Source organism: Streptomyces sp. NPDC020780 (assembly GCF_044334475.1).
Classification (GTDB): domain Bacteria; phylum Actinomycetota; class Actinomycetes; order Streptomycetales; family Streptomycetaceae; genus Streptomyces.
On sequence record NZ_JBIRTB010000002.1, the window covers coordinates 439,033 to 462,283 of the forward strand.

The 23,251-nt window shown below is 73.1% G+C and carries 20 protein-coding genes and 3 tRNA genes; 16 read left to right on the forward strand and 7 right to left on the reverse strand.

Annotation, left to right across the window (positions count from 1 at the left end):
* Nucleotides 1–14: 14 nt before the first annotated feature.
* Nucleotides 15–611: a histidine phosphatase family protein gene (locus tag ACH4VO_RS05260; protein ID WP_360987641.1), complete on the reverse strand. Its 597-nt coding sequence runs from the start codon at nucleotides 609–611 to the stop codon at nucleotides 15–17.
* Between the two features lie 316 nt (nucleotides 612–927).
* Here ACH4VO_RS05260 and ACH4VO_RS05265 point away from each other — a divergent pair, with 316 nt between their 5' ends.
* The 7 genes from ACH4VO_RS05265 to ACH4VO_RS05295 all read left to right on the forward strand — a co-directional run bounded on the left by ACH4VO_RS05265 (nucleotide 928) and on the right by ACH4VO_RS05295 (nucleotide 7,279).
* Entirely contained in the window at nucleotides 928–1,881 is a 954-nt protein-coding gene (locus ACH4VO_RS05265; RefSeq protein ID WP_360987639.1) for a phosphatase PAP2 family protein, read from the forward strand.
* Nucleotides 1,775–2,953 (forward strand): hypothetical protein, encoded by a 1,179-nt coding sequence (locus ACH4VO_RS05270; protein WP_360987637.1) that lies wholly within the window; start codon nucleotides 1,775–1,777, stop codon nucleotides 2,951–2,953. Before ACH4VO_RS05265 ends, ACH4VO_RS05270 begins: the two co-directional genes overlap by 107 nt.
* The gene (locus ACH4VO_RS05275) at nucleotides 2,944–4,560 is read left to right on the forward strand and encodes a hypothetical protein (RefSeq protein ID WP_360987635.1); all 1,617 of its coding nucleotides are present in this window, start codon (nucleotides 2,944–2,946) and stop codon (nucleotides 4,558–4,560) included. The genes ACH4VO_RS05270 and ACH4VO_RS05275 overlap by 10 nt, the downstream gene beginning before the upstream one ends.
* A complete protein-coding gene (locus ACH4VO_RS05280) occupies nucleotides 4,557–5,891 on the forward strand; it encodes an AAA domain-containing protein (protein ID WP_360987633.1) in 1,335 nt (444 codons plus the stop codon). Before ACH4VO_RS05275 ends, ACH4VO_RS05280 begins: the two co-directional genes overlap by 4 nt.
* 107 nt (nucleotides 5,892–5,998) lie before the next feature.
* The gene (locus ACH4VO_RS05285; protein ID WP_360987631.1) at nucleotides 5,999–6,340 is read left to right on the forward strand and encodes a hypothetical protein; all 342 of its coding nucleotides are present in this window, start codon (nucleotides 5,999–6,001) and stop codon (nucleotides 6,338–6,340) included.
* Between the two features lie 173 nt (nucleotides 6,341–6,513).
* Nucleotides 6,514–7,215: a hypothetical protein gene (locus ACH4VO_RS05290; protein WP_360987629.1), complete on the forward strand. Its 702-nt coding sequence runs from the start codon at nucleotides 6,514–6,516 to the stop codon at nucleotides 7,213–7,215.
* Nucleotides 7,206–7,279 (forward strand) — tRNA-Lys (locus ACH4VO_RS05295). Before ACH4VO_RS05290 ends, ACH4VO_RS05295 begins: the two co-directional genes overlap by 10 nt.
* A 63-nt stretch (nucleotides 7,280–7,342) precedes the next feature.
* On the opposite strand, the gene ACH4VO_RS05300 is transcribed toward ACH4VO_RS05295, so the two are convergent.
* Nucleotides 7,343–8,584: a M6 family metalloprotease domain-containing protein gene (locus tag ACH4VO_RS05300; RefSeq protein ID WP_360987627.1), complete on the reverse strand. Its 1,242-nt coding sequence runs from the start codon at nucleotides 8,582–8,584 to the stop codon at nucleotides 7,343–7,345.
* 445 nt (nucleotides 8,585–9,029) lie between these two features.
* Here ACH4VO_RS05300 and ACH4VO_RS05305 point away from each other — a divergent pair, with 445 nt between their 5' ends.
* A complete protein-coding gene (locus tag ACH4VO_RS05305) occupies nucleotides 9,030–10,925 on the forward strand; it encodes an EAL domain-containing protein (protein WP_360987625.1) in 1,896 nt (631 codons plus the stop codon).
* Between the two features lie 55 nt (nucleotides 10,926–10,980).
* Here the strand turns inward: ACH4VO_RS05305 and ACH4VO_RS05310 are convergent, their stop codons facing one another.
* Nucleotides 10,981–12,081 (reverse strand): LLM class flavin-dependent oxidoreductase, encoded by a 1,101-nt coding sequence (locus tag ACH4VO_RS05310; RefSeq protein ID WP_360987623.1) that lies wholly within the window; start codon nucleotides 12,079–12,081, stop codon nucleotides 10,981–10,983.
* Nucleotides 12,082–12,334: 253 nt separating this feature from the next.
* The gene (locus tag ACH4VO_RS05315) at nucleotides 12,335–13,126 is read right to left on the reverse strand and encodes a decarboxylase (protein ID WP_360987621.1); all 792 of its coding nucleotides are present in this window, start codon (nucleotides 13,124–13,126) and stop codon (nucleotides 12,335–12,337) included.
* A 195-nt stretch (nucleotides 13,127–13,321) separates the two neighbouring features.
* Between ACH4VO_RS05315 and ACH4VO_RS05320 the strand changes: the two genes are divergently transcribed.
* The 7 genes from ACH4VO_RS05320 to ACH4VO_RS05350 all read left to right on the forward strand — a co-directional run bounded on the left by ACH4VO_RS05320 (nucleotide 13,322) and on the right by ACH4VO_RS05350 (nucleotide 18,869).
* Nucleotides 13,322–14,293, forward strand: a complete 972-nt coding sequence (locus ACH4VO_RS05320; protein WP_360987619.1) for a D-2-hydroxyacid dehydrogenase — start codon at nucleotides 13,322–13,324, stop codon at nucleotides 14,291–14,293.
* A 328-nt stretch (nucleotides 14,294–14,621) separates the two neighbouring features.
* Nucleotides 14,622–15,524 (forward strand): ectoine/hydroxyectoine ABC transporter substrate-binding protein EhuB, encoded by a 903-nt coding sequence (gene ehuB / locus ACH4VO_RS05325; protein WP_360987617.1) that lies wholly within the window; start codon nucleotides 14,622–14,624, stop codon nucleotides 15,522–15,524.
* Between the two features lie 19 nt (nucleotides 15,525–15,543).
* Nucleotides 15,544–16,278: an ectoine/hydroxyectoine ABC transporter permease subunit EhuC gene (gene ehuC, locus ACH4VO_RS05330; protein WP_360987615.1), complete on the forward strand. Its 735-nt coding sequence runs from the start codon at nucleotides 15,544–15,546 to the stop codon at nucleotides 16,276–16,278.
* The gene (gene ehuD, locus ACH4VO_RS05335) at nucleotides 16,275–16,919 is read left to right on the forward strand and encodes an ectoine/hydroxyectoine ABC transporter permease subunit EhuD (protein WP_360987613.1); all 645 of its coding nucleotides are present in this window, start codon (nucleotides 16,275–16,277) and stop codon (nucleotides 16,917–16,919) included. The genes ehuC and ehuD overlap by 4 nt, the downstream gene beginning before the upstream one ends.
* Nucleotides 16,909–17,742: an ectoine/hydroxyectoine ABC transporter ATP-binding protein EhuA gene (ehuA, locus tag ACH4VO_RS05340; protein WP_398440867.1), complete on the forward strand. Its 834-nt coding sequence runs from the start codon at nucleotides 16,909–16,911 to the stop codon at nucleotides 17,740–17,742. The genes ehuD and ehuA overlap by 11 nt, the downstream gene beginning before the upstream one ends.
* A 166-nt stretch (nucleotides 17,743–17,908) precedes the next feature.
* The gene (locus tag ACH4VO_RS05345) at nucleotides 17,909–18,667 is read left to right on the forward strand and encodes an IclR family transcriptional regulator C-terminal domain-containing protein (protein ID WP_360987611.1); all 759 of its coding nucleotides are present in this window, start codon (nucleotides 17,909–17,911) and stop codon (nucleotides 18,665–18,667) included.
* Nucleotides 18,668–18,795: 128 nt separating this feature from the next.
* Nucleotides 18,796–18,869 (forward strand) — tRNA-Lys (locus ACH4VO_RS05350).
* Nucleotides 18,870–18,933: 64 nt separating this feature from the next.
* On the opposite strand, the gene ACH4VO_RS05355 is transcribed toward ACH4VO_RS05350, so the two are convergent.
* The 3 genes from ACH4VO_RS05355 to ACH4VO_RS05365 all read right to left on the reverse strand — a co-directional run bounded on the left by ACH4VO_RS05355 (nucleotide 18,934) and on the right by ACH4VO_RS05365 (nucleotide 22,975).
* The gene (locus ACH4VO_RS05355) at nucleotides 18,934–19,524 is read right to left on the reverse strand and encodes a lytic polysaccharide monooxygenase (protein ID WP_360987609.1); all 591 of its coding nucleotides are present in this window, start codon (nucleotides 19,522–19,524) and stop codon (nucleotides 18,934–18,936) included.
* 161 nt (nucleotides 19,525–19,685) lie between these two features.
* The gene (locus ACH4VO_RS05360) at nucleotides 19,686–21,680 is read right to left on the reverse strand and encodes an SPFH domain-containing protein (protein ID WP_360987607.1); all 1,995 of its coding nucleotides are present in this window, start codon (nucleotides 21,678–21,680) and stop codon (nucleotides 19,686–19,688) included.
* Nucleotides 21,681–21,703: 23 nt separating this feature from the next.
* Nucleotides 21,704–22,975, reverse strand: coding sequence for a peptidoglycan-binding protein (locus ACH4VO_RS05365; RefSeq protein ID WP_360987605.1), 1,272 nt, complete (start codon nucleotides 22,973–22,975; stop codon nucleotides 21,704–21,706).
* 168 nt (nucleotides 22,976–23,143) lie between these two features.
* On the opposite strand from ACH4VO_RS05365, the gene ACH4VO_RS05370 reads away from it, so the two are divergent.
* Nucleotides 23,144–23,217 (forward strand) — tRNA-Lys (locus ACH4VO_RS05370).
* The last annotated feature ends 34 nt before the right edge of the window (nucleotides 23,218–23,251 follow it).

The window sequence follows — 23,251 nt, forward strand, 5'->3', positions numbered from 1 at the left end:
GCGGGCCCGCCCGCCTACCGGTCCAGGTGTCCGGTGTCGTTCCAGCGCTCCAGGGCCGGCATCCCGTACGCCCATCCCAAAACCGACAGCGAGGTCGGCTCCAGCCGGATCCGGGCGGCGAAGGACACGTCCTCGCCCAGCCACCGCGCGCCCAGGGCCCGCAGGATGTGCCCGTGGGCGAAGACCAGCACGTCCCGGTCGGCCGCACGCGCCCAGTCCACGACGGCGTCGGCCCGGGCCGCGACCTCGGCCAGGGTCTCGCCGCCGGGCACCCCGTCGCGCCAGATGAGCCAGTCGGGGCGGTCCGCCTTGATCTGTGCCGGGGTGAGGCCCTCGTACTCCCCGTAGTCCCACTCCATCAGCGCGTCCCACGGCTCGGCCCGCTCACCGAATCCGGCGAGTGCGCACGTCTCGGCCGCCCGGACGAGCGGACTGGTCCGCACCTCCGCCCCCGGCAAGCCCCCCCAGGGCTGCCGGTGCAGCCGCTCCCCGAGCAGCTCGGCGCCTTCCCGGCCGGCGTCCAGGAGGGGGATGTCGGTCCTGCCGGTGTGATTGCCCTGGAGCGACCACTGTGTCTGGCCGTGCCGGGCGAGCAGGATTCGCGGTGCCATGACGGCTCTCCCTGAAGAAGGTAATGAGGTCCGAAGATCCGGGGACCTTAGGATCTGAGGGGTCCCGGGACAGCGGTGTCCGGGACGGCGACGGGGCGGCAACGGCGACGACCGGCCGGGGGACGGTGCGGGCGAGGCCCCGGATCATCATCTCTCACACGCCCCCGGGGCAACCCGCGGGGCGGTACGGGCGTCCCTCACCACGCGTGACCGGCGACGTCCGCGGCCGAACGGCCCCCCGGGGGTGACAAGGCCGGCAACCGCCGTACGGTTGAACGCCCGCCGTCGACCGCACGAACATGGGGAGAGCAACCGGATGCCGCACGCCACCGCCGCGATACGCACCTCCGGCCGACGGCGGCCCCGCTGGTGGACGGAGCTGCCTCTGCTGGCAGTGGTGTACGGGCTGTACTCGGTGGGCCGCCTCCTCGTCCGGGAGGACATACCGGCGGCCGTGGACCACGGCCTGGCCATACTCCGGATCGAGAAGGCGCTGTTCCTCAACGCCGAGCACCCCCTGAACCGGCTGCTGACCGAGCACGCCGCACTCGGCGTCCCGGCCGACTTCGCCTACGCCTCCCTGCACTACCTGGTCACCCCGGCCGTCCTCGTGTGGATGTTCCGCCGCAGGTCCGCCGCCTACCGGGCGGCCCGCACCTGGCTGATGACCTCCACCGTCCTCGGACTGGCCGGCTTCGCGCTGTTGCCGACCTGCCCGCCCCGGCTGCTCGACGCCCGACACGGATTCGTCGACACGATGGCCCAGTACAGCTCCTACGGCTGGTGGGGTACGGGCGCGAGCGCCCCGCGCGGGCTCAGCGGCATGACCAACCAGTACGCGGCGATGCCGAGCCTGCACGTCGGCTGGTCGGTGTGGTGCGGCCTCCTGCTGTGGCGCCACGGCCGCCACCCGCTCGTCCGGGCGGCGGGGATCGCCTACCCGCTGATCACCGTGCTCGTGGTGATGGGGACGGCCAACCACTACTTCCTCGACGCGGTGGCCGGGGCGGCCGTGATGGGCGTCGGCGCGCTGCTGACCAAGCCCGTCATGCGGGCCGCCGACCGTGTCAGGCACCGGGTGCGCGCCGTGTTCACGCCTGTTCCGGCCCCCGTCACCCCCGCGAAGTCCCCGATTGTCAGTGACGGATGCAAGACTTCCGCGGGTGAGCGCTTCCCCGGCCAGCGGACCCCCTCCGCAGATTCCCGCCACGCAGCCACCGGCTCCGCGGCCGAAGCCGCCAGCGACGACGCTCCGGCAGCGGCTCGCTGAGCTGCGCGGCCCGACCGTCGCGCCGCATCCGCTCGACGCGCGGGCGCTGGCCGCCCTCGCCGCCAACCCGGGCTGCAGGCGGCGCGCCCTGCTCGACGGCGCCGGGGTCGACAAGGCCGGGCTGGCGACCGCGCTCGGCTCCCCCGCCGCATTCGGCCAGTCGCAGTTCGCGTTCGTCCGGGGCAACGCCTTCGAGGCGAAGGTCAAGGCCGACGGCGGCACGGAGCTGCTGCGCCTGCTGTTCGAGCGGCTCGGCAGCGGGGCGGACGCCCCGGGGCCCGCCGAGGTGCCCGATCTGACGGCCGCCGGCCCCGAGGGCCGCGCCGCGCGCACGGCGCTGGCACTGCGCGAGGCCACCGCGGCGGGCGGCTGGTCGCTCCTGGACCACCCGATGCTGGCGCTGGAGGTGGCCGGGTCACCCGCCTATCTGGAGCCGGACGCCGTCGTGGTGCACCCCGACGGCACCTGGACCGTCGTCGAGATCAAGTCGTTCCCCATGATCGACGGCTCCGCCGATGCCGCGAAGGTCGGGGCCGCGGCCCGGCAGGCCGCCGTCTACGTCCTCGCGCTGGAGCGGGTCGCCGCGCTGACCGAGGGGGCCGGAGTCGGCCACCGGGTTCTGCTGGTCTGCCCGAAGGACTTCTCCAACCTGCCGACCGCGTCGGTCGTGGACGTGCGTAAACAGCGCGCCGTCACCCGCCGCCAGCTGACCAGGCTGACGCGCGTCGAGGACATCGCCGCCGCCCTGCCGGAGGGGACGACCTTCGACCCGGAGTGCTCTCCCGAGGAGCTGGGCACGGCGGTCGACGCGGTCCCCGCCGCCTACGCCCCCGAGTGCCTGGCCGCGTGCGAGCTGGCCTTCCACTGCCGGGCGAAGGCCCGTGCGCGGGGTGCGGTGGAGACCCTGGGCCGGAGCGTGCGCGGCGAGCTCGGCGGTCTGACGACCGTCGCCGGGGTACTGGCGGCCGCGGCCGGCAAGGAAGGCGACCCGGCGGACCCGACGGTGGCCGCGCTGCGCCGGGCGGCGGCGCTGCGCGCCGAGGCGCTGGAGGGCGGCGCACCATGTCGCTGATCACCACCCTGGCCCGACTGGAGGCGGTCGACAGCGGGCGGGCCCAGCCGCTGGCCACCGTGCGCCACCGCCATCTCACGGATCGGCCGCTGGTCCTGGTGCCGCTGACCACCGCGGGCGAGGCCGGCGCCCCGCTCGGCGCGCTCGTGGGCACGGACCGCGAGGCGCCCCGGCTGCTCGCGGTGCCCCAGCCGCGCGACCGCGACCTGCGGTTCCAGTTCCTCGCCGAGCTGGCGGAGGCGGTGCTGCCGCACATCGAGTCGTACGCCGACGCCGTCGAGCCGGCCGAGCGCGCGGAGACCGACCCGGAGACCGGTAAGAAGGTCAAGGTCGAGGTCGAGCTCTGCGCGGACGCCGCCCAGCTGATCGTGCCGAGCCGGGCGGGCGTCGAGTTCGTACGGCTGCTCGGGCGGTCCATGCGGTTCCGCCGCACCGCCGAGGACGATCCGGACACCCCGTACCCGGCGCCCGCCCGGGTGCCGCTGCTCGGCCGCTGGCTGACGCATTACGGGGAGCGGGCGCGGGTGCCGGGCTCCTCGCTGCTCCTGTCCGCGACGGACCTGCTGAACCGGCACTGGGCGACGGGGCAGAGCGGCCTGGAGGACCAGCATCTCGGTGCTCTGCTCGCCTGGATCGACCCGCCGGCGGGCGGGTCGGGGGCGGTGGCGGCGCTCCGTGCGGAGCTGGAGCGGGACGGCACCGGGCAGTTGGTCTGTCCGCCCGCCGGACCGGCCACGGACCCGGCGTTCGACAACAAGCTCCTCGCGCCGGCGATCGAGGCGTACGACCGGGCGCGCACGGCGCTGGCCGCCGCCGAGGACGGTCTGGTCGCCGACGTCCGGCTCGGCGAGCTGAGCCGGGCCGAACAGGAGATCAGGCAGCTCCTCGACGGAGTCCTGCGGCCGACGTGGGATGCCGTGTGGCGGGGGCTCGACCTGCTGCGGGAGCTGCCGGGGGGCGCCAGGACCGAGGACCGCTGGACCAGGGACCGCTGGTCGTTCACCGCGCACCGGGACCGGGTCCGGGCCGGCGAGCCTCCGCAGCCGCGCCGGGACGACGCGGTGACGGCGGCGCAGAAGCTGGCCTCCCGGGAGACGGCCCAGGCGCAGCTGGAGGCGCAGGAGGCGCTGGACGATCCGCTGGTGCTGGCGGGGCGGCGGCTGGCGGGCGAGGCGTTCGTCGCGGAGGTGACGGACGTGGAGATGACGTACACCGAGTCGAAGCGGCCCTCGCCGCGCCCGCTGCTCACGGTGCGCACGGACGAGCGCCCGCATCTCGGTGAGCGGACGAAGGTGTACCGCTCGCTGGACGGGAAGCCGCAGACGGCCGAGTTCGTGTCGTACGCCTGCGACGGCCCGGACGCCGGGGAGCTCCTGCTCGTCCTGAAGATCACGGACCGGATGGGCCGGAGCAGGGAGCCCGCGCCCGGCTCGGTCCCGGAGCCCGGTGACCGGATCGCCTGGACGCTGTTCGAGCACGACCAGCGGGGAGGCCCGAAGCTGCCCGACCCGGAGGACACGCCGTGGACCCACGGCGGCCCGCCGGGCAGTGCGGCCGACGGACACGCCGAGAAGCCCGACCCCGTCACCGCGGAGGACCTCCTGTGACTGCCGTACTCGACCCGGCTTCCGCGGCGGCGCGGGCGACCGACGCGATTCTCGGGGACACCCTGCGGGGCACGGCGCGCGGCATCGTGGTGGACTCGCCGCCGGGCGCCGGGAAGTCGACCCTGGTGGTGCGCGCGGCGCTCGAACTCGCGGCGGCTGGCCGCCCGCTGATGGTGGTCGCGCAGACCAACGCCCAGGTGGACGACCTGGTGGTCCGGCTTGCCGAGAAAGCGCCGGAGCTGCCGGTGGGCCGCCTGCACAGCAGCGACTCCGACCCGTACGACAAGGTCCTGGACGGTCTGGCCACCGTACGGAAGTCGGCGAAGGCGGCGGATCTGGCCGGTCTCGACGTCGTCATCTCCACGGCCGCCAAGTGGGCCCACGTGAAGAACGTGGAGCCCTGGGGACACGCGATCGTCGACGAGGCCTACCAGATGCGGTCGGACGCGTTGCTCGCCGTGGCGGGGCTCTTCGAGCGGGCGCTGTTCGTCGGGGACCCCGGTCAGCTCGACCCGTTCTCGATCGTGGGCGCCGACCAGTGGGCGGGGCTGTCGTACGACCCGTCGGCCAGCGCGGTGTCCACGCTGCTCGCGCACAATCCGGAGCTGCCGCAGCACCGGCTGCCGGTGTCGTGGCGGCTGCCCGCGTCGGCGGCGCCGCTGGTCTCGGACGCCTTCTATCCGTACACCCCCTTCCGCAGCGGGACGGGCCACGGTGACCGGCGGCTGTCGTTCGGCGTGCCCTCGGACGGCTCCGGCCCCGACCGGGTGCTGGACGAGGCGGCGGAGTCCGGCTGGGGGCTGCTGGAGCTTCCGGCCCGCCACACGCCGCGCACCGACCCGGAGGCGGTGCGCGCGGTGGCCCTGGTGGTCCGGCGGCTGCTGGACCGGGGCGGCGCCGCGACGAGCGAGCGTTCCCCGGAAGCCGTCGCGGTGACGGCGGACCGGGTCGCGGTCGGCACGGCCCACCGCGATCAGGCCGCGGCGGTGCGTGCGGCGCTCGCCGAGCTGGGGGTGACGGGCGTCGCGGTGGACACGGCGAACCGGCTCCAGGGGCGCGAGTTCGACGTGACGGTGGTCCTGCACCCGCTGTCCGGCCGCCCGGACGCCACGGCCTTCCACCTGGAGACGGGCCGCCTGTGCGTCCTGGCCTCGCGGCACCGGCACGCGTGTGTGGTGGTGTGCCGGGAAGGCGTGGCGGAGCTGCTGGACGAGCACCCCTCGACGGAGCCCGTCCAGCTGGGGGTGACGGTGAAGTTCCCGGACGGCTGGGAGGCGAATCACGCGGTCCTGGCCCATCTCGCCGAACACCGCGTCCCCTGGCGGCCGTGAATCCGGGACGCCCCGGACGCATCGCCGGGCTCGTTCCTGGGCAGCGCTCTTGCGCCGGGCTGGACAATGGAAGGTGGCCCTCCGGCCGCACGAGGAAGGAACACCACATGGCACAACCCGAGCGGAACGACCGGCAGAGGCTGCGTCCCGCGCCCCTGCTCTTCGAGCCGGCCGAGGCGGCAGCCGATCCGGAGCACTTCTTCGACCTGGAGTCGATGGACGACCCGAAGGAGCTGCTGGCCCGTGCGACGGAGCTGACGCACGCCTTCCGGGCCGCGACCGACCGGGCCGTCGAGTTCCAGGCCCTGGCCGCCGCGCAGCTCGCCGATCCTCGCAGGTTCGACCGGCTCACCGCCGCGGACATAGCCGAACGCGCGGAGTGGACCGAGGACTACGCCAAGAAGATGATCGAGTTCGGCCGCTCCCTGCTGAACGCGCCTCGCCCCTGACGCCGGCAGAGCAGCCGTACGGCCCGGCGCGAGCTGCCCGGCCGTTCCCCTTCGTCACTCCGGGTACAGCCTCTGGCATATGCGCTCGGGCACGATACTCCCCGGAACGTGACCTGTCCGGCTTTCGCGCAACCCTGGGAATCAGTACCGTCACAGCCGGTAGACCTGTCGTCATGAGCGTATGGCTGAAAGACGAAACGACCCTGCACCCCGGTGCCGCCCCGCGCCACGCCGTCGACCTCGTCGCTCTCCTGCGGGACGGGGCCGACGACCGGACGGCCGACGACCGGGCCGCTCAGGTCACCGCCGCCGGGGCGGCCTGGCTGGCCGGTGCCTCGCCGTACCCCTGCAGCACCCTCTCCCGATGGCAGGCGCGCCCGGCATCCCCGGGCGTCCTGCCGTGCGGCTCCGCGTTCGACGTGGTGAGCGTGACCGCCCTGTTCGGCCGGCGCATGCTGGAGCAGCTCTGGTCCGAGGGCCCCGGTTCGGGCCCGGTCGCCACCCACCGGGGCAGGACGCTGCTCTTCGCCTCGCCCGGCACCGCCCAGCGGCTGCCGTCGCTGCTGGCCTGGGAGGAGTGGGGCACCGGTTCCGCCGGCCACGCCCGGGCGCACCAGGGTGCGCTGCCTCCGCTGCTGTGTCACGGCACGGGGGACGCGGTGACCGTGCCGCCGCTGGCCGGCGGGGCGAACGGCCCAGGACCCCGCTGGCTGGTGGCCCCGGACACCCGTACCCCCTGGCTTCCGGGTCCGGACGTGCTCCTCTGGGCGTGTGTGCGGGTCAGCAGGTCGGCGGCCCCGTCGACCACCGGGAATTCGATTTTTCCTCCCGCCGATACGGGTGCTAATGTCTACGACGTCAGCAGGCGCCGCTAGCTCAGTTGGTTAGAGCAGCTGACTCTTAATCAGCGGGTCCGGGGTTCGAGTCCCTGGCGGCGCACAGACGGGAGAAACCCCCTCGCGGAAGCGAGGGGGTTTCTTCGTGTGTCTGCGGCTCCCCGGCTCAGGTACCGGTGTCGATCCGCACCGTCCACGCCCCCGAGGGTGTCCGGTCGGTGACCTCGATGCGGACGCGTTCGCCGGGCACGGTGTAGCGCTCGCCCTCGCGGAGCGGGGCGTCGGCGAGCGGCGGGTAGACGGACCGGTCCCAGCAGGCGCCGGAGTGCGGGTGGGTGTCCAGCACCTCGACCGGGCCGCCGCCGGACGGGGTGGCGGTGTGGATGCGGTAGATCAGCACACCTTCGGTGCAGGTCGCGCGGTCGTTCCCGGTGGCGCTGCGGGCCTCGACGGCCACCGCGCTGTCCGTGCCCGTCCTGAGGACCGCGAGCCGGGTGCCGAGGGAAACGCCGGGCAGGGGCGCCTCGGCCATGGGCTCCAGGGTCAGGTCGGCGCTGCCCTGGACGCAGACGATCTGGTCGCGTCCCAGCCAGCCGAGCTTCCACTTGTGCCAGCCGAACGGTTCCGGGGACAGTCCGAACTGGCTGCCCATCACGTCCCAGTCGCCGACGTAGGTGTCCCAGTCGCCCTTGCCGTCCTCCGGGCGGTGGTAGAGGTCCGCCAGGTCGAAGACGTGTCCGGTCTCGTGCGCGAGGACGTTGCGGTCCGGCGGGTGCTCCTCGAAGACGGTGACGACCCGCCGGACGTCCGTACCGTCGACGCGCAGCGGGTGGTCGAAGTTGACGACCTTCGTGGCGTCCGAGTCCACGCCGGGCGCGTCCGGGTCGGCGACCAGGTAGACGATGTCGTACGCGGAGAAGTCGGTCCGCTCGTCGGCGGCGCGGATCGCGTCACGCAGGTAGGCGCCGCGCCGGCCGGGGTCCCAGTCGCGCTGTATGCCGTACCAGGTGGAGGGGTGGGGCATCCGGGTCCACTGCCGCTGGGGGTGGGCGCGCAGGGTGAACGTCCCGTACGAGGCGCGCTGGAAGAAGCGGCTGGTCGAGGGGAAGTGGTCGGCGGCGAGTACCTCGGGCGGTACGGCGGGTTCGGAGTCGGGGAACGACAGGAACACCATCACCGCGTCGAGGTCACGCCCGGGGCGGGGATAGGCGTTGTTCCAGCTGTCCAGTCCCAGGGAGTGGTGGGCCGCGGTGCGGGGCAGGGCGCAGGGGGCGGCATCGCGCGGGGAGGCCACGGCGGGTCCGGCGACCAGTCCGGTGGCGGCGAGCGCCACGAGGGAGGTGAGGGCAGCCGCCGCACTGCGCAGACTCGGCCTCTCCACTCCCCCGGGTCTGCGCTGACGCGGCACATCTACCTCCGGGGTGGCGAATGCGGAACATCCCCCTCACCCTGTGCCGGTTGGATGCCGTGCGCCCTGTTGTGCTGCCCCACACGGGTCAGCGCGGGCACGCCTCGCCCACGGTCGGCGCCCTTCCCCCCACCGTCACCGCGCCGCTGGGACATCATGGGCCGCCATCCGCTCACAGAAAGTCACATTCGATCACCCCCTCCCCGCGATGAAGCCAGATGGACACAAAAACCACCACTCACGCGCAAAAGAGGGTCGCGCCGGTTCGCCTGAGCCATGCGCGTGCCGTACGACGGAAACCGTGGTCGCGCTGGAACGGCCGACGCGCCACGCTCTATGCTTCACCTCGCTTTCCTGCGTGGTGTCCGCCTCCCGTACGGCGCTCCACCCCATGACCCCTGCCCGACCACATCTGTCGACACCATCTGCACAGCGGGAGCGAGCGGTGAGCGGAACCTCCGAAGGCCCGGCAGCCCCGGCGGGCACGGCCCCCGGCACCGGACGGCCCGTGGTCACCGAACGTGATCAGCGGGCTTTCAGGAAGCCACCGGACCCGGAGGACTCCTCCATCCCGTCGGGGGCGGACGACTACCGCGCCGCCTTCCGGCTGGCCGCCCTCCCGATGGCCGTCGTGGACCCCCGGGGCCGCGTCGTCCGGGTGAACGACGCGATGGGGGCGCTGTTCGGCGCCGATCCCCGTTCGCTGGCCGGGCAGCCCGCCGCCGACCTCGTCGGTCTCGCCTCGGACCGGGCAACCTGGCAGTCGTACAACGAGGTCCTGGACGGCACCCGGTCCCGGCTCCGCTGCGCCGCACGGCTCAGGCACGGCCACGGCCGGTCGGTGTGGACCGAGGTCACCGTCGTGCCGATGGCGGACCCGGCCACGCGCGGGCGCGGCGGTACGGGCAGCGTCCTGCTGTCGGTCGCGGACATCAGCGACCGGCACGAGCTGCGGGAGCGGCTGCGCCATCTGCGGCTGCACGACCCGGTGACCCGGCTGCCCAACCGCACGCTGTTCTTCGAACGGCTCGCCACCGCCCTGGAGACCCCGACCTTCCAGGACGACTCCCTGCCCCGGCGCAACCGGATCGGCCTCTGCTACCTGGACCTCGACGGCTTCAAGGCGGTCAACGACACCCTGGGGCACCGCACGGGCGACCGGCTGCTCACCGCCGTCGCCGGGCGCCTCACCGAGTGCGCGCAGGCGGACGGCCACCACCGCGCGGGCGACGGGTTCGGCGGACACCTCGTGGCGCGTCTGGGCGGCGACGAGTTCGCGATCCTCGTCGAGGACTCGGCGGGCACCCATCAGCTCACCGAGCTCGCCCGCTCGGTCCTCACCGCACTCGAGCGGCCCTTCGACCTGACCGGCCGGCGGCTCTCGGTCTCCGCGTCGATCGGTGTGGTGGAGCGGCCCACCGCGGGCACCTCACCCACCGCTCTCATGCAGGCCGCCGACACCACCCTGTACTGGGCGAAGGCCGACGGCAGGGCCCGCTGGACGCTCTTCGACCCCGAGCGCAACGCGTACCGGGTGACCCGGCAGGCGCTCTCCTCCACGCTCGGGGCCGCCGTGGAGCGCGGGGAGTTCACGCTGGAGTACCAGCCGCTGGTCGGCATGGCCGACGAGGTCGTCCGGGGTGTCGAGGCCCTGGTCAGATGGAATCACCCGCAGTTCGGCATGCTGGCGCCGAATCGGTTCGTCCCGATCGCCGAGGAGGACGGCACGATCGTCCAGCTCGGCCGGTGGGTGCTGCGTACGGCCTGCCGGCAGGCCCGCCGCTGGCAGCTCGAACACCCCGGCGAGCCGGCCCTGTTCATCAGCGTCAACGTGGCCGTGCGCCAGATCAGGGACTCCGATCTCGTCGCCGATGTCGCGGCGGTCCTCGCCGAGACCGGGCTCGAACCGGGCCTGCTCCAGCTGGAGCTGACGGAGTCCGCCGTGATGGGATCCTCCGGCCGGCCGCTGCGGGTGCTCCAGGAGCTCAGCGACATGGGGGTCCGCATCGCCATCGACGACTTCGGCACCGGCTACTCCAACCTCGCCTACCTGAGCCGGCTGCCCGTCTCGGTGCTGAAGCTGGACGGCTCCTTCGTCCGCGGGTTCCGGTACGAGGACGGCACACACCCCAGCCCCGCCGACGAGACGATCGTCGAGGCCATGGTGCAGCTCGCGCACCGCCTGGGCCTGACGGTCACCGCGGAGTGCGTGGAGACGTCGGGCCAGGCGGAGCGGCTGCGGCGCATCGGCTGCGACACCGGCCAGGGATGGCTGTACTCCCGGGCGGTGGCCCCGGAACGGATCGGGGAGCTGATCGGCACCCGGCCGCCCCGGAGCTGAGCCGGGGCACGGTGAGGCGGTGACGCCCGGACGGGGGGCCGGGAGGCGGGCGGGATCAGCCGAGGTCGGGCAGTCCGTACGCGTCGGCGATCAGTTCGTACGAGCGCAGCCGGGCCTCGCCTCCGTGCGCGTTGGCCGTGATCATCAGCTCGTCGGCGCCCGTGCGCTTGGCCAGGTCGTCCAGTCCGGCCCGTACCTCGTCCGCGGTGCCGTGGACGATGTCGGTCAGCCAGCCGTCGACGAACTCGCGCTCCACGGGGCTGAAGGTGTGCGCCTCCGCCTCCTCGGGCGTCGGTACGAGTCCGGGGCGTCCGGTGCGCAGCCGCACCATCGACAGGGCGCCGGTGAGCACCTGGCGCCGGGCCTCACGCTCGTCGTCGGCGGCCAGTGCCGCGACGCCGATCAGGGCGTAGGGGGCGTCGAGCACCGCGGACGGCTTGAAGGACTCGCGGTACAGGTCCAGGGCCGGGACGGTGTTCCGGGCCGAGAAGTGGTGGGCGAAGGCGAAGGGCAGACCGAGGACGCCGGCCAGCCGGGCGCTGAAGCCGGAGGAGCCCAGCAGCCAGATCGGCGGGCGGGCCGGCGACTGCACGCCGCCGGGCGAGGTGGCCTGGATCGGTCCGGGTACGGCGTGGATGCGGGCGTAGGGGTGCCCGTCCGGGAAGTCGTCGTCCAGGAAGCGCGTCAGCTCGGCCAGCTGCTGCGGGAAGTCGTCGGCGCCCTCGTTGAGCCGGTCGGTGCGGCGCAGGGCGGCCGCGGTGGCGCCGTCCGTTCCGGGGGCCCGCCCGAGGCCCAGGTCGATGCGGCCCGGTGCCATCGCCTCCAGGGTGCCGAACTGCTCGGCGATCACCAGTGGGGCGTGGTTGGGCAGCATGACGCCGCCGGAGCCGAGCCTGATGCGCTCGGTGCGCGCGGCCAGGTGGGCGAGGATCACGGCGGGCGACGAGGAGGCCACACCCGGCATCGAGTGGTGTTCGGCGACCCAGAAGCGGTGGAACCCGCGCCGCTCGGCGAGGGTGGCGATCTCCCCGCTGGTGCGCAGGGCCTGGGTGGCGGTGCGGCCCTGTCCCACGGTCACCAGGTCGAGGACGGACAGGGGCACGGAGGCCGTCCCCCTCGTGGTGCCACGGATCTCGTCGCCTCGGTTCTCGTCCACGTGTCCGGCCTCTCCTGTGCTGCGTCCGTGTATCGGAGAGTACGAACAGGAGGATGACTCCGCTTATTCCCGGCCGCTGCCCGGCCCGGCGTTCTTTCGTCGGCCGGGTACCCGGCGCGGCGTCGTTCTTCCGTACCCCGCCGTGGCGTCCTCTCCACCGGGCGGCGCCCGGCCCGGCGTGTCTCCCCCGCCGCCCGGGAGCCGCCGTCCGGCGTCCTGCACCGGACGGCGGAGACTCCCTCCCCGGCCGGTGCTACTCCCGCACCTCGATGCCCCGGGGTTCGGACATGCCGGGCGGGGGCTCCCGGGTGGCGAACAGGGTGCCGAGCGTGGGGGCCCAGACTCGGCGCTCGGCGAGCCGGAGCCCTTCCCATACCGTCACCTGGCTCGCCGTGAGGACCGGCTTGCCCACCCGTTCCTCCAGCTCGGGCACGAAGGCCGCCGTGTGCAGCGCGCTGCACGGCAGCAGCAGCACCTCGGCCTCCGGATGGTCCGCGGCGGTGGCGAGCTCTATCACCTGTTCGGGGCTCCAGGCGGCGGCTTCCGCGGGGGTGGTCCCGGCGGCGTCACCGACGCCTCGGACGGAGACCACCCCCAGTCCGGCGGCCGTCAGGAAGTCGGCGAACAGCGGCGCGACGTCCTCGGCGTCGAGCGAGGCGACCGCGACCCGTGAGGCACCGAGCTCGCCGACCGCGTGCACGAAGGCGAAGGACGTGCTGGACGCGGGCAGCCCCGCGGCCCGGGCGAGGTCCGCGACCTGCTGGTGGGCGCCCTCCCAGCCGTACACGAAGCTGCCCTCGGTACTGGCCCACACCAGCGATTCGGCACCGGCCAGGCGCAGCTCCTCCACCCCTGCGGCCAGACGCCCGGGAGCACCCGCCTCCCGCAGGGCCTCGATCCGGGAGGCACCCCGGGGCCCGGCGGTCCCGGTGACGTCGTCGGTGTGGAACAGCGGCACTCTGATGTCGCTGTCGAGCATGACCTCGATCCGCGGGAAGTCGTCCTCCGCGGCGTGGCCCGGGTAGAGAAGTCCTACGGTCGTCATGTCCATCCTTCCTGTCCGTCCGGATGTCCCCCGCTGCCGCTCCCCGTGCACGCTGTCACCGCTGCCCCTGCTTGCGTCAAGTATTCCCCCACCTGCCGCCTGTCGGCGCCCTCAGTACGTGTGACCAGCGGTTTCTCTTCCGGGTTACGGCCCTGTTGACGGCCGTCCGGCCCGGTGCGAGCGTAGGAGGTCCTCATGGCCGATCCCGTGATCCTCGTCCTGGACACCGCCCCGTCGCCGCGCCTGGGCCGGCTGACCGGGCGGGCCCACGTCCGGTACGCCGACGAGCGGACACTGGCCGGACAGCTGCCGGACGCGGACGTCCTGCTGGTGTGGGACGTCACCTCGGACGCGGTGCGCCGGGCCTGGCCCGGTGAGGGTCCGCGCCCCCGCTGGGTCCACACGGCGAGTGCGGCAGTGGACCGGCTGCTCTGCCCGGAACTGGCCGTGTCCCCCACCGTCGTCACCAATGCTCGGGGCGTCTTCGAGCTTCCGGTCGCCGAGTACGTGGCCGGCCTGGTGCTGGCCTTCGCGAAGGATCTCCCGGGCACCCTGGAGCTCCAGCGGCAGCACCGCTGGCACCCCAGGGAGACCCGGCAGCTCGCCGGCAGCCGCGCGGTCGTCGTCGGGGCGGGCCCGGTCGGCCGGGAGATCATGCGCCTGCTGCACGGGCTCGGCGTCCAGGTGGCGCTCGTGGGGCGTACGGCGCGGCGCTCGATCCACGGCGTGCAGGACCTGGACCGGCTGGCGGCCGGCGCCGACTGGGTGATCTGCGCGGCTCCGCTGACGGACGGGACGCGCGGCATGTTCGACGCGCGCTTCTTCGGCCTGCTCCAGCCGTCCGCCCACTTCGTGAACGTCGGGCGCGGGCCGGTGGTCGTCCAGGAGGCCCTGGTCGACGCCGTACGCCGGCGCTGGATCGCGGGCGCCGCACTCGACGTGTTCCAGGAGGAGCCCCTGGGGCCGGACAGCCCGCTGTGGGACGTGCCCGGCCTGGTGGTCTCCCCGCACATGAGCGGGGACACGGCAGGCCGGCGGGACCGGCTGGGCGAGCAGTTCGTCTCGATGTACGAACGGTGGACGGCCGGTGAGCCGCTGCCGAACGTGGTGGACGTGCGACGCGGTTACGTACCTTCGCGGGACATCCCGGCCGGACACGCGGACTGAACCGCCCGGGCCACGGGAAACCGCCCGACTCGGGGACTGAACCCCCGGCACGCGGGCAACAGCCTGAACACGCCCACCGAACCGCCCCGCACGCAGGGTGTACTGCCCGGCCCCGGGACGGAACGGTCACTCAGGAACCAAGCGCACCAGGGCAATACACCCCGCACTCCCGCCGTCGCCCTCCGCCCGCAACGGGACACGGGAAGGTCTCCCTCCGGCCACCGTTCGATTACATGACAGCGCTGCCTGCATAGACACGGGGGATCGGGCAGGCGCTGAGCCTGTCCGGACAGTCCGACTCCCCGAATTCCCCAGGAGATTGCGAACCATGGCTGACTTCCCTCACCTGTCCCGTCGGGGCTTCCTCAATCGTTCCGCAGCCGTGGGCGGGCTGCTCGTCGTCCCCGGCCTGCTCTCCGCGTGCAGCAAGACCGACGCCGGTGCGGCGGACGGCGAGGGCGCCCTCGACAAGCTCCGCAAGCAGGGGTTCGTCCGGGTCGCATACGCCAACGAGGCGCCGTACGGGTACATGGAGGGCAAGGAGCTCAAGGGCGAGGCGCCCACCCTGCACCGGGAGATCTTCAAGGCACTCGGGGTGGACGAGCTGAAGCCGACCCTGTCGGAGTGGGACGGACTGATACCCGGCCTGCAGGCCGGGAAGTACGACGTGGTCAGCGCGGGCATGGCCATCACCCCCGAACGGTGTGCCAACGCCCTGTTCTCCGAGCCGGAGTTCATCTCCCCCACCGCCATGATGGTGCGGAAGGGCAACCCGGCGAAGATCACCGACCTGGCGTCGGCGAAGGCCGCCGGAGTCACCGTCGGCGTGATGTCGGGTGCGGTCGAGGCCTCGTACGCCAAGGGCGCGGGCATCGCCGAGGGGAAGATCAAGACGCTGCAGAAGCCGCAGGACGGCGCCGACGCCGTCAAGGGCGGCCGGATCGACGCCTTCCTGCTCACCGGCATCTCGCTGCGCTGGCTGGCCAGGACGAACCCGGAGACCGAGGTCACCGAGGCCTTCGTACCGGAACTGGACGGCACGAAGCAGTTCTCCCCGGGCGGCGCGGTGTTCCGTCAGGGCAACGAGGACCTGCGGGACTCCTTCAACCGCGAGCTCAAGAAGATCGTCGCCGACAGGTCGCGCTATGTGGAGCTGCTCGGGGAGTACGGCTTCGGCGCCACGGAGATCCCGCCGGCCACCCTGAAGACCGCCGACCTGTGCAAGGGCTGACGGGGACGGATCACACGGTATGAGTGACTTCCTCTCCGTACTCGGCGAAGAGTTCCCCCAGGTCAGATCGGGCCTGGGGGTGACGCTCGAGGCCACGGTGCTCGGCTCCCTGCTCGCGCTGGTGCTGTCGTTCGCACTCGGCCTGATGGCGGGCAGCAAACTGCTCCTGGTGCGTGGGGTCTCCCGGACCGTCGTGGAGTTCTTCCGCGGCACCTCCCTCTACATCCAGCTGTTCTGGCTCTACTACGCGATGCCGCCGCTGACGGGGTACGAACTCACCCCGCTGCTCTGCGGCGTCGTCGCCTTCGGCCTCAACTACGGTGCGTACGGCGCCGAGATCGTGCGCGGCGCGATCAACTCGGTGCCCCGTGCGCAGTACGAGGCCGCCGTGGCGCTGAACATGACGCCCTTCCACCGGATGCGGAAGGTGATCATGCCGCAGGCCTGGGTGCAGATGATCCCCTCCTTCACCAACCTCCTGATCCAGCTGCTGAAGTGCACGCCCCTGCTGTGGCTGCTCTCCGCGGCCGATCTGATGACCGCCGTCGAACACGTCCGCAGCCGGAGCGGTGAGACCCTCGGCACCTATCTGCTGCTGCTGGCCGTCTACTTCGTCCTCGCCTACGCGCTGACGCTGCTCATGAACACGCTGGAGCGCGCCGCCAAGCGGCGGCTGGGCCTGCACACGGGGGTGGGCAGCCTGCTCAGGACGCGTACGGCGGAGGCCGCCGCCACAGCCGGAGGTACGCGGTGAACCAGTCGTTCAACTGGGACGCGGCGCGCGAGGCGCTGCCGCTGCTGCTCGAAGGATTCCGGGTCACGCTGCTGGCCACCGCGCTCGGCACGCTCGTGGCGGCGGTACTGGGGCTGGCCGTCGCCGTGGCCGGGCGGGCTCCGTCCCGTCTGGTGACGGTGCCGGTCAGGGCGGTGACCGAGTTCGTCCGCTCGACGCCCCTGCTGGTCCAGCTGGTCGGCGCCGCGGCCGTCTTCAGCTCCGTGGAGCCGCTGACCGTCGGCATCGTGGTGCTGGGCATCCACTACGCCGCGTACACCTCCGAGGTCTACCGGGCCGGGATCGACGGTGTGCCCCAGGGGCAGTGGGAGGCCTGCCGGGCGCTCTCCCTGTCGCCCCGGCGGACCTGGCAGGCGGTGATCCTGCCGCAGGCGGTGCGCAACGTGCTGCCCGCCCTCGGGAACTACGCGATCTCGATGTTCAAGGAGACCCCCTTCCTCGCCGTGATCACGGTGCAGGAAATGGTCTTCGAGGCCCGGAAGTACGGGGCCGACCACTTCGTGTACACGGAGGTGTTCACGCTCGCCGGTCTGATCTTCCTGGTCGCGAGCTACCCCACCTCCCTGCTGATGAGAAAGCTGGAGAAGCGCCTTGGCCACTGACTCTGCTCCCCTGAAGGAACCCGCCGACGCGGCTGCGGACCCGGCGGTGACCGGTGTCGAGCCGCTGGTGCGCTTCGACAAGGTCGTCAAGCGCTACGGCGATCACGTGGTGCTGGACCAGCTGGACTTCACCGTCAGGCGCGGTGAGCACGTCACGCTGATCGGGCCCAGCGGCTCCGGGAAGACGACCATCCTGCGGCTGCTGATGACGCTGGAGAAGGTCAGCGACGGGGTGATCTGGGTCGACGGCTCGCCGCTCTCGCACGTACGGACGCCGTCCGGCGCCCTGAAGCCGGCGGGTGAGAAGCAGTTGCGGGAGTCCCGGAAGAAGATCGGGATGGTCTTCCAGCAGTTCAACCTCTTCCCGAACATGAAGGTGCTCCAGAACATCACCGAGGCCCCGGTCAACGTGCTGGGCATGGACCGCGAGGAGGCGGAGTCCCGAGCCCGGGAACTCCTCGACCTGGTCGGGCTCTCGCAGAAGGTCGACGCCCACCCGTCCCAGCTCTCCGGCGGCCAGCAGCAGCGGGTGGCGATCGCCCGCGCGCTGGCGATGCGGCCGGAGATCCTGCTGCTCGACGAGGTGACCTCCGCGCTCGACCCGGAGCTGGTGGCGGGCGTGCTGGAGCTCCTCGGTGACATCGCCCGGAACACCGACATCACGATGCTCTGCGTGACCCACGAGATGAACTTCGCCCGGGACGTCTCGGAGAAGGTCCTCATGTTCGACGCGGGCCGGGTGGTGGAGTCCGGTACGCCGGAGAAGATCTTCTCCGACCCCGAACACGCACGCACGCGCGAGTTCCTCGACGCGGTGCTGTGACCCGGGTAGCGGCGTAAGGGTAATGACACTGACATATGCCGGGCGGACGCACCCCTGCGGTGGGCAGGGGGCGCTTCCCCCATCTCGGCAACACCCCCTCCGACCGGCGCCGTTGAGGGCTATCGTGGGGCGGAAGCTTGCGGTCACAACCTGGTAGGGGGAAACCGTGGCGTTGAAGCCCGAACCGAAGGCGCCGTTCCACTCGGTGCAGTACGCCCTGCGCGTGCTCGAGTCCGTGTCCGCCCACGGCGACGGCGTGACCGACGCGCGTCTCGCGCGCGAGACGGGGCTGCCCGTCGGCCACCTCACCCCGCTCCTGCTCACCCTGCGCCGCGAGGGGTACGTCGAGCAGGTGGCCGACGGCGCGTACGTCATCGGCTCCTCACTCCTGGAGCTCGGCTCCGGCGTGGCCCGCAAGCGGGCCCTGGAGGCGAAGCTGCAGCAGTCGCTCGTCCAGCTGCGGGACTCGGTGGGCGCCGCGGTCTACGTCAGCCGGTACGTCGACGGCGAGATCCGCATCACCCAGGTCGCCGACGGGCCGCGCACGCCCGCGGTCAACGAGTGGGTGGACTTCCGCTCGGCGGCCCACGCCAGCGCGATCGGCAAGTGCCTGCTGACCCAGCTCGACCAGAACGGGCGGCGTGACCACCTCGCCCGGCACCGGACGGCCCGGCTGACCTCGCGGACGATCACGAACGAGAAGGTGCTCTTCTCGAAGCTGGACAGCCAGCCGGCGACGGTCCCGGTCCTCGACCTCCAGGAGTACGCGGTGGGCACGGTGTGCGCGGCGGTCCCGCTGACGGCGGGCTCGTCGGCCGGGTGCCTCGCCCTGTCACTGCCGATCGAGGACGCCCACCGGCTGCGGGCGGCTGCGGCGACCCTGAACCGCCGCGCCGCGCCGGTGCTCCTGTCCCTGGCCCTCTGACCCCGGGCCCGGAAGCCACCGGCGCGCCGGGCCCGGGGCGGGGCGGGTGTGGGGAGGACCACGCACGGGGCGTGCGGGCACGTGTCCTCAGCACCCCCGGGGACCAGGTATTATTTTCACGTCAGCAGGCGCCGTTAGCTCAGTTGGTTAGAGCAGCTGACTCTTAATCAGCGGGTCCGGGGTTCGAGTCCCTGACGGCGCACAGACACCACAGTGGGCGGTCCCCTTCCGGGGGGACCGCCCACTGTGCGTCGTGCCGGGGTGTATCAGAACTTCACGTCGGAGCAGGCGTAGAACGCGTTGCCGGTGTCAGCGACGTTCCAGACGGCCAGGATGATGTGCTTGCCGGTCTTCTGGGTGGGCATGGAGCCCTGGTGGGTCAGTGTCGCCGGGGGTTGCTGGTTCCCGTACGGCACGGTCATGAACGGCTGCGATTCGAGTGCGGCCCTGGTGAGCGGCTTGGTCGGGTCCCATCCGTTCTTGGTGATGTAGTAGCGGAAGTCCGTGGTGGCGTGGCGGGCCGTGAACTGCCAGCGGAAGCTGTAACCCTGCCCACTGGTGACGCCGGTGGCCGGCCAGTTGCCGCCGCGCGGGTCGTCGAGCGCCGCGAAGGTGCTGTTGCCGCCGGAACAGATCTTCCCGTCCGCCGGTCCTGCCGCCGGGAAGCCCTTGGGGCCCTCGACGCTCTGCGGCTCCCACTGGATGGCGCCGCAGCCGGTGACGGTTCCGTTGGCGCAGAGCTTCTGCCGGCTGATGGGGGAATCCGTGTAGCCGTGGCTGCTGGCACTGCCGGTCGCGAACATGGAGGCGCCCGCTATCGCGAGGCCGAGAACGGCCGCGCTTGCCCTTTTCCGCATGGTGTGTCGCTCCTCGAACGTGGGGGATGTCTCGGGGAATGCCGCGCGCGCAGGTCGTCGTGTTTGGTCTGGACCAACTCCAGATTATTGACGGAGCATGAACATGTCCAGACCAATGTGGGTACCGTTTTCCGCGCGCACCACCGGACCCCCGGGCGGGATCAGGCGCCCGGGCCACCGCTGCGGCCGGCGTAGAAGGCCACCGTCAAGTCCCTGACCAGGGACTTGTGTTCGTAGTCGTCCAGCTCCACGATGCCGCGCGCGGTGAGCCGGCCGACGGTGTCGTCCACCGCGTCGACCACGGCCGTCAGCACACTGTCGCGGTGCCTGGCGTCGATGGCCGCCACCCGTCTGCGGTGCATCGCCGCCGCGACCTCGGGGGCGTACTCGATCGCGGTCGGCTGCGCCGCGTACACCTCGATGCCCACGGGCGAGCAGTCACCCTTCAGCATCCGGGTCAGCGCGGTGCCCACGGCCTCGGCGTCACGCAGGGTGCGGGTCTCCTCGTGGAAGGCGTCGGCGGGGAGCTGGGAGAGCACCCGGGCCAGGGCCGCCTCCACCTGGTCCCGCAGGTACTGCTCGTGGTCGGCGACGCCGAGCATGGCCCGCGCCGTGTCCTGCACCCGCCAGACGACGAGGACGACGGCGCGCAAGGGGGTACCGCTCGCGTCCACCGCGGGCAGTGGCTCGCTGCGCCAGTGCCGCAGCCGCACGTCGACGGGGCGGCGCAGCAGCAGCGGCGAGGCCCAGACCAGGCCGGTGCGCCGGACGCTGCCCCGGTAGTCGCCGAACAGCGTCAGCACCGAGGCGTACCCGGCCCGCCCGCGCCCGAGGCCGCCGAGCGCGAGCAGGACCACGGTCAGCAGCAGGGCGAGCACCGCCCAGGTACCGACGCCGAGGCCGTGGTACGGGCGTACGCCGATACCGAGCCGGCCGGTCACCGCGGCGGGAAGGGCGCCGTGCCATCCCAGTACGGCTGCCCCGGCGGCCGTCCCGGCCGCTCCGGCCAGCAGCGCGGCCCAGCCGGGGAGTACGGGTCCGGGCCGCTCGGTGAGCCGGGGGTCGGTGACGGGCGCCGGACGGGTGGGCTTCTGCGTCTGCGGCGAGCGCGGCAGGGGAGGGCGCCGGGCACCCGGCCGGGTGGCGGTGGCGTCCGGGGGCGGGACCGCCCGCCCGCCGCCAAAGCCGGGGCCGTCGCGGAGGAGGAGGTGCGCAGGGAGGGGCGCCGTGCCCCCACCGGCGGCCATGGGGCGCCGGCGTCCGGCCCCCCACCGCGGGGCGGGGTCCCCGGCCCCCACGGTGGCGGCCGTCCTGGCGCGCTCGGTGCGGGCCGGCTGCCCGGCCGCCGTTTCCCCGTCCGTCGCTCTCCGGTCCGCCGCGTGCGCGGGAGCCGGCACGTCCGGACCGGTGCCCAGGGCCTGGGCAGGCACCATGTCCACCGCCTCGGGCGGCTCGACCCGGACCGCCGGGTCCGCCCCCGGGTCCGCCTCCACCTCCGCCGCCTCGCCCGGAACCGGGGCCTCCGGGCCGGCGCCGGGGGCCTGGTGCCGGTCGGGCAGCGCGTCCCCGGCCGAGAACAGGCCCCCCGGCTCCTCCACCGAGGGCTCCCCTCCTGCCTGCGCGCCCACCGCGGGAACCGCACCCAGGACCGGCCCCAACTCAGCCGGCGCCTCGCCACCCGACCCGCCGGGCCGCCCCACCCCTGCCACCACGTTCAGGACCGGCCCCAGACCGGCCGGCACCTCACCACCCGGCCTACCGGACCGCCCCACCCCCGCCACCGCGTCCATCGCCGGCCCCAGGTCGGCCGGCACGTCCACGGCCGGATGCGTGTCCAGGTCGAGAGGCTCCACGTCCGCCGGTGTCGTCGCGGCGGGAACCCCGGCGCTGTCCGCCGCACCCGCCAGGCCGAGCGCGTCCGCCCGGGTGCCGTCGTACGGAAGGGGCTCCGCCGCGCGGTCGGGCTCCGTCCTGGGCGTCTCGCCGCCCGGCATCCGCGCCCCGCTCACCGGCGCGGGTGCCGGCTCCGCACCCGGCGTCTCGCCTGCGGGCGCTCCCCCCTCCCTGCTCCCGCGTGTGCCGGGACCGGGGGCCCCGCCCCACTCGCCCCAGCCGTCCCGTCGGTTCTCGATGTAGCGCATGTCCGCCTCCGTCATGTCCGTTCCGTCAGCCACAGCCGTCACGCGAAGAGCCGCCGCCAGGTCTCGGGCCCCGGGTATCCGTCGGCCGCGCGGCCGCTCCAGCCCTGAGCCCGCTGGAAGGCCTCGACGTTGCGCCGGTCCGCCTCCGTCCAGCGCGGACCGGGGCCCGTCGTGTAATGCCTGCCGTATCCCTTCTTCACCAGCCGGGCGCCGAGCCGCCGCACATGGCTGTTGGACTGGCCCGGGCGGAAGAGCTGGCGCCCGGGAAAGGCCGCGGTCCCGTTCGTCCCCGCGGGGATCGTCCGCCCGGTTCCCCGGGCCAGCAGGCTCCAGGTATGCGGACCGGGGATGCCGTCCGCCTCCTTGCCCCGCCACCCCTGTGCCCGCTGGAAGGCCTGGGTCGCCCGCTGGTCCGCACCGGTCCAGCGGGGTCCCGCGCCCGTCCGGTAGAAGCGTTCGGCGCCCTGGGCGATGAGCAGCTTCCCGAGCCGGGTCACGTACGCGTTGTCGGCCCCCGGACCGAACTTCCCGGCGCCCGGGAACCGCGTGTCCGCACCGCTGCCGCTCGCCCCCGCGGCCAGTCCCTTGTAGCGGTAGGCCACGTACCGGGAGGAGTTGGTCCAGTACGCCATGGGCGTGTCGGCCCTGCGCGTGTGCGGCGGGGTCTGCTCGTACGCGAGGTAGTGGGTGTGCGCGTCGTCCGTCCAGCCGCCGAAGAGGGTGACGTGGGACCCCTTCTCGGGGTCGGCCGGGTTGTGGAAGAGCAGCATGTCCCCGGGCTGCAGGTCCGCCCGGGCGATCTTCGTCCCGAACGCCGCGAGGCTGCCGGTCCATTCGTTGGTGCCCAGGTTCCAGGCCATCGAGACGTAGCCGGAGCAGTCCTGCCGGTACCCGTCCGACCAGTACGCGGACATGCTGTACGGGACCTTCGCGTCCACCCACTTCCGGGCGCGGTCGATGATCTCGGTCCGGGTGGTCACACGCGGAACGTTCTGCGGGGCCGGGGGCGGGCCCGAGGCCCCGTCCGTGCCCAGGGGCCCGACCGCGCCCTGCGGGGTGACCGGCCCGGGGTCGGCCTCGGCGCCGGCCCGGTTCCCCCGCCCGGCAGCGGTCGCCGCCGCCCCGGCCGCACCGCAGGACAGGACCATCCCCGCCGCCGTGACCAGGACCAGGGCCCGCCGGGCCCCGTGGGCGGCCGGGTGCCCGCCGTTCCGCACGGGCAGCGCGGCCGCCGTACGCCGACGCAGCGCACAGCCCGGGCAACCGCAGTCGACGGCGGGTTCGTACTCCTCGAAGACCGGCACAGTCATGCGACTCCTCTTCCCTCGGCAGCCGTCGGGATCTTCCGTATCTCAACTTTCACGGCATAGATCATGTTGACTGACTAAAGGGACAAAAAGACCATCCGACAGGCCGTACCGGGCCGGAATTGGTCAGGAGCACCCCCGCCCATCGGGTAAAGTTCTCCGGGTCAGCAGGCGCCGTTAGCTCAGTTGGTTAGAGCAGCTGACTCTTAATCAGCGGGTCCGGGGTTCGAGTCCCTGACGGCGCACGCACCAGCAAGGCCCTCTCACCGAGCGTGAGGG

Bases quoted from the DNA above. Each gene is read 5' to 3' on its own strand.
- ACH4VO_RS05260 (WP_360987641.1), bottom strand. From the start codon at position 611: ATGGCACCGCGAATCCTGCTCGCCCGGCACGGCCAGACACAGTGGTCG.
- ACH4VO_RS05265 (WP_360987639.1), top strand. From the start codon at position 928: ATGCCGCACGCCACCGCCGCGATACGCACCTCCGGCCGACGGCGGCCC.
- ACH4VO_RS05275 (WP_360987635.1), top strand. From the start codon at position 2,944: ATGTCGCTGATCACCACCCTGGCCCGACTGGAGGCGGTCGACAGCGGG.
- ACH4VO_RS05285 (WP_360987631.1), top strand. From the start codon at position 5,999: ATGGCACAACCCGAGCGGAACGACCGGCAGAGGCTGCGTCCCGCGCCC.
- ACH4VO_RS05290 (WP_360987629.1), top strand. From the start codon at position 6,514: ATGAGCGTATGGCTGAAAGACGAAACGACCCTGCACCCCGGTGCCGCC.
- ACH4VO_RS05315 (WP_360987621.1), bottom strand. From the start codon at position 13,126: ATGACGACCGTAGGACTTCTCTACCCGGGCCACGCCGCGGAGGACGAC.
- ACH4VO_RS05320 (WP_360987619.1), top strand. From the start codon at position 13,322: ATGGCCGATCCCGTGATCCTCGTCCTGGACACCGCCCCGTCGCCGCGC.
- ehuB (WP_360987617.1), top strand. From the start codon at position 14,622: ATGGCTGACTTCCCTCACCTGTCCCGTCGGGGCTTCCTCAATCGTTCC.
- ehuC (WP_360987615.1), top strand. From the start codon at position 15,544: ATGAGTGACTTCCTCTCCGTACTCGGCGAAGAGTTCCCCCAGGTCAGA.
- ACH4VO_RS05355 (WP_360987609.1), bottom strand. From the start codon at position 19,524: ATGCGGAAAAGGGCAAGCGCGGCCGTTCTCGGCCTCGCGATAGCGGGC.
- ACH4VO_RS05360 (WP_360987607.1), bottom strand. From the start codon at position 21,680: ATGACGGAGGCGGACATGCGCTACATCGAGAACCGACGGGACGGCTGG.
- ACH4VO_RS05365 (WP_360987605.1), bottom strand. From the start codon at position 22,975: ATGACTGTGCCGGTCTTCGAGGAGTACGAACCCGCCGTCGACTGCGGT.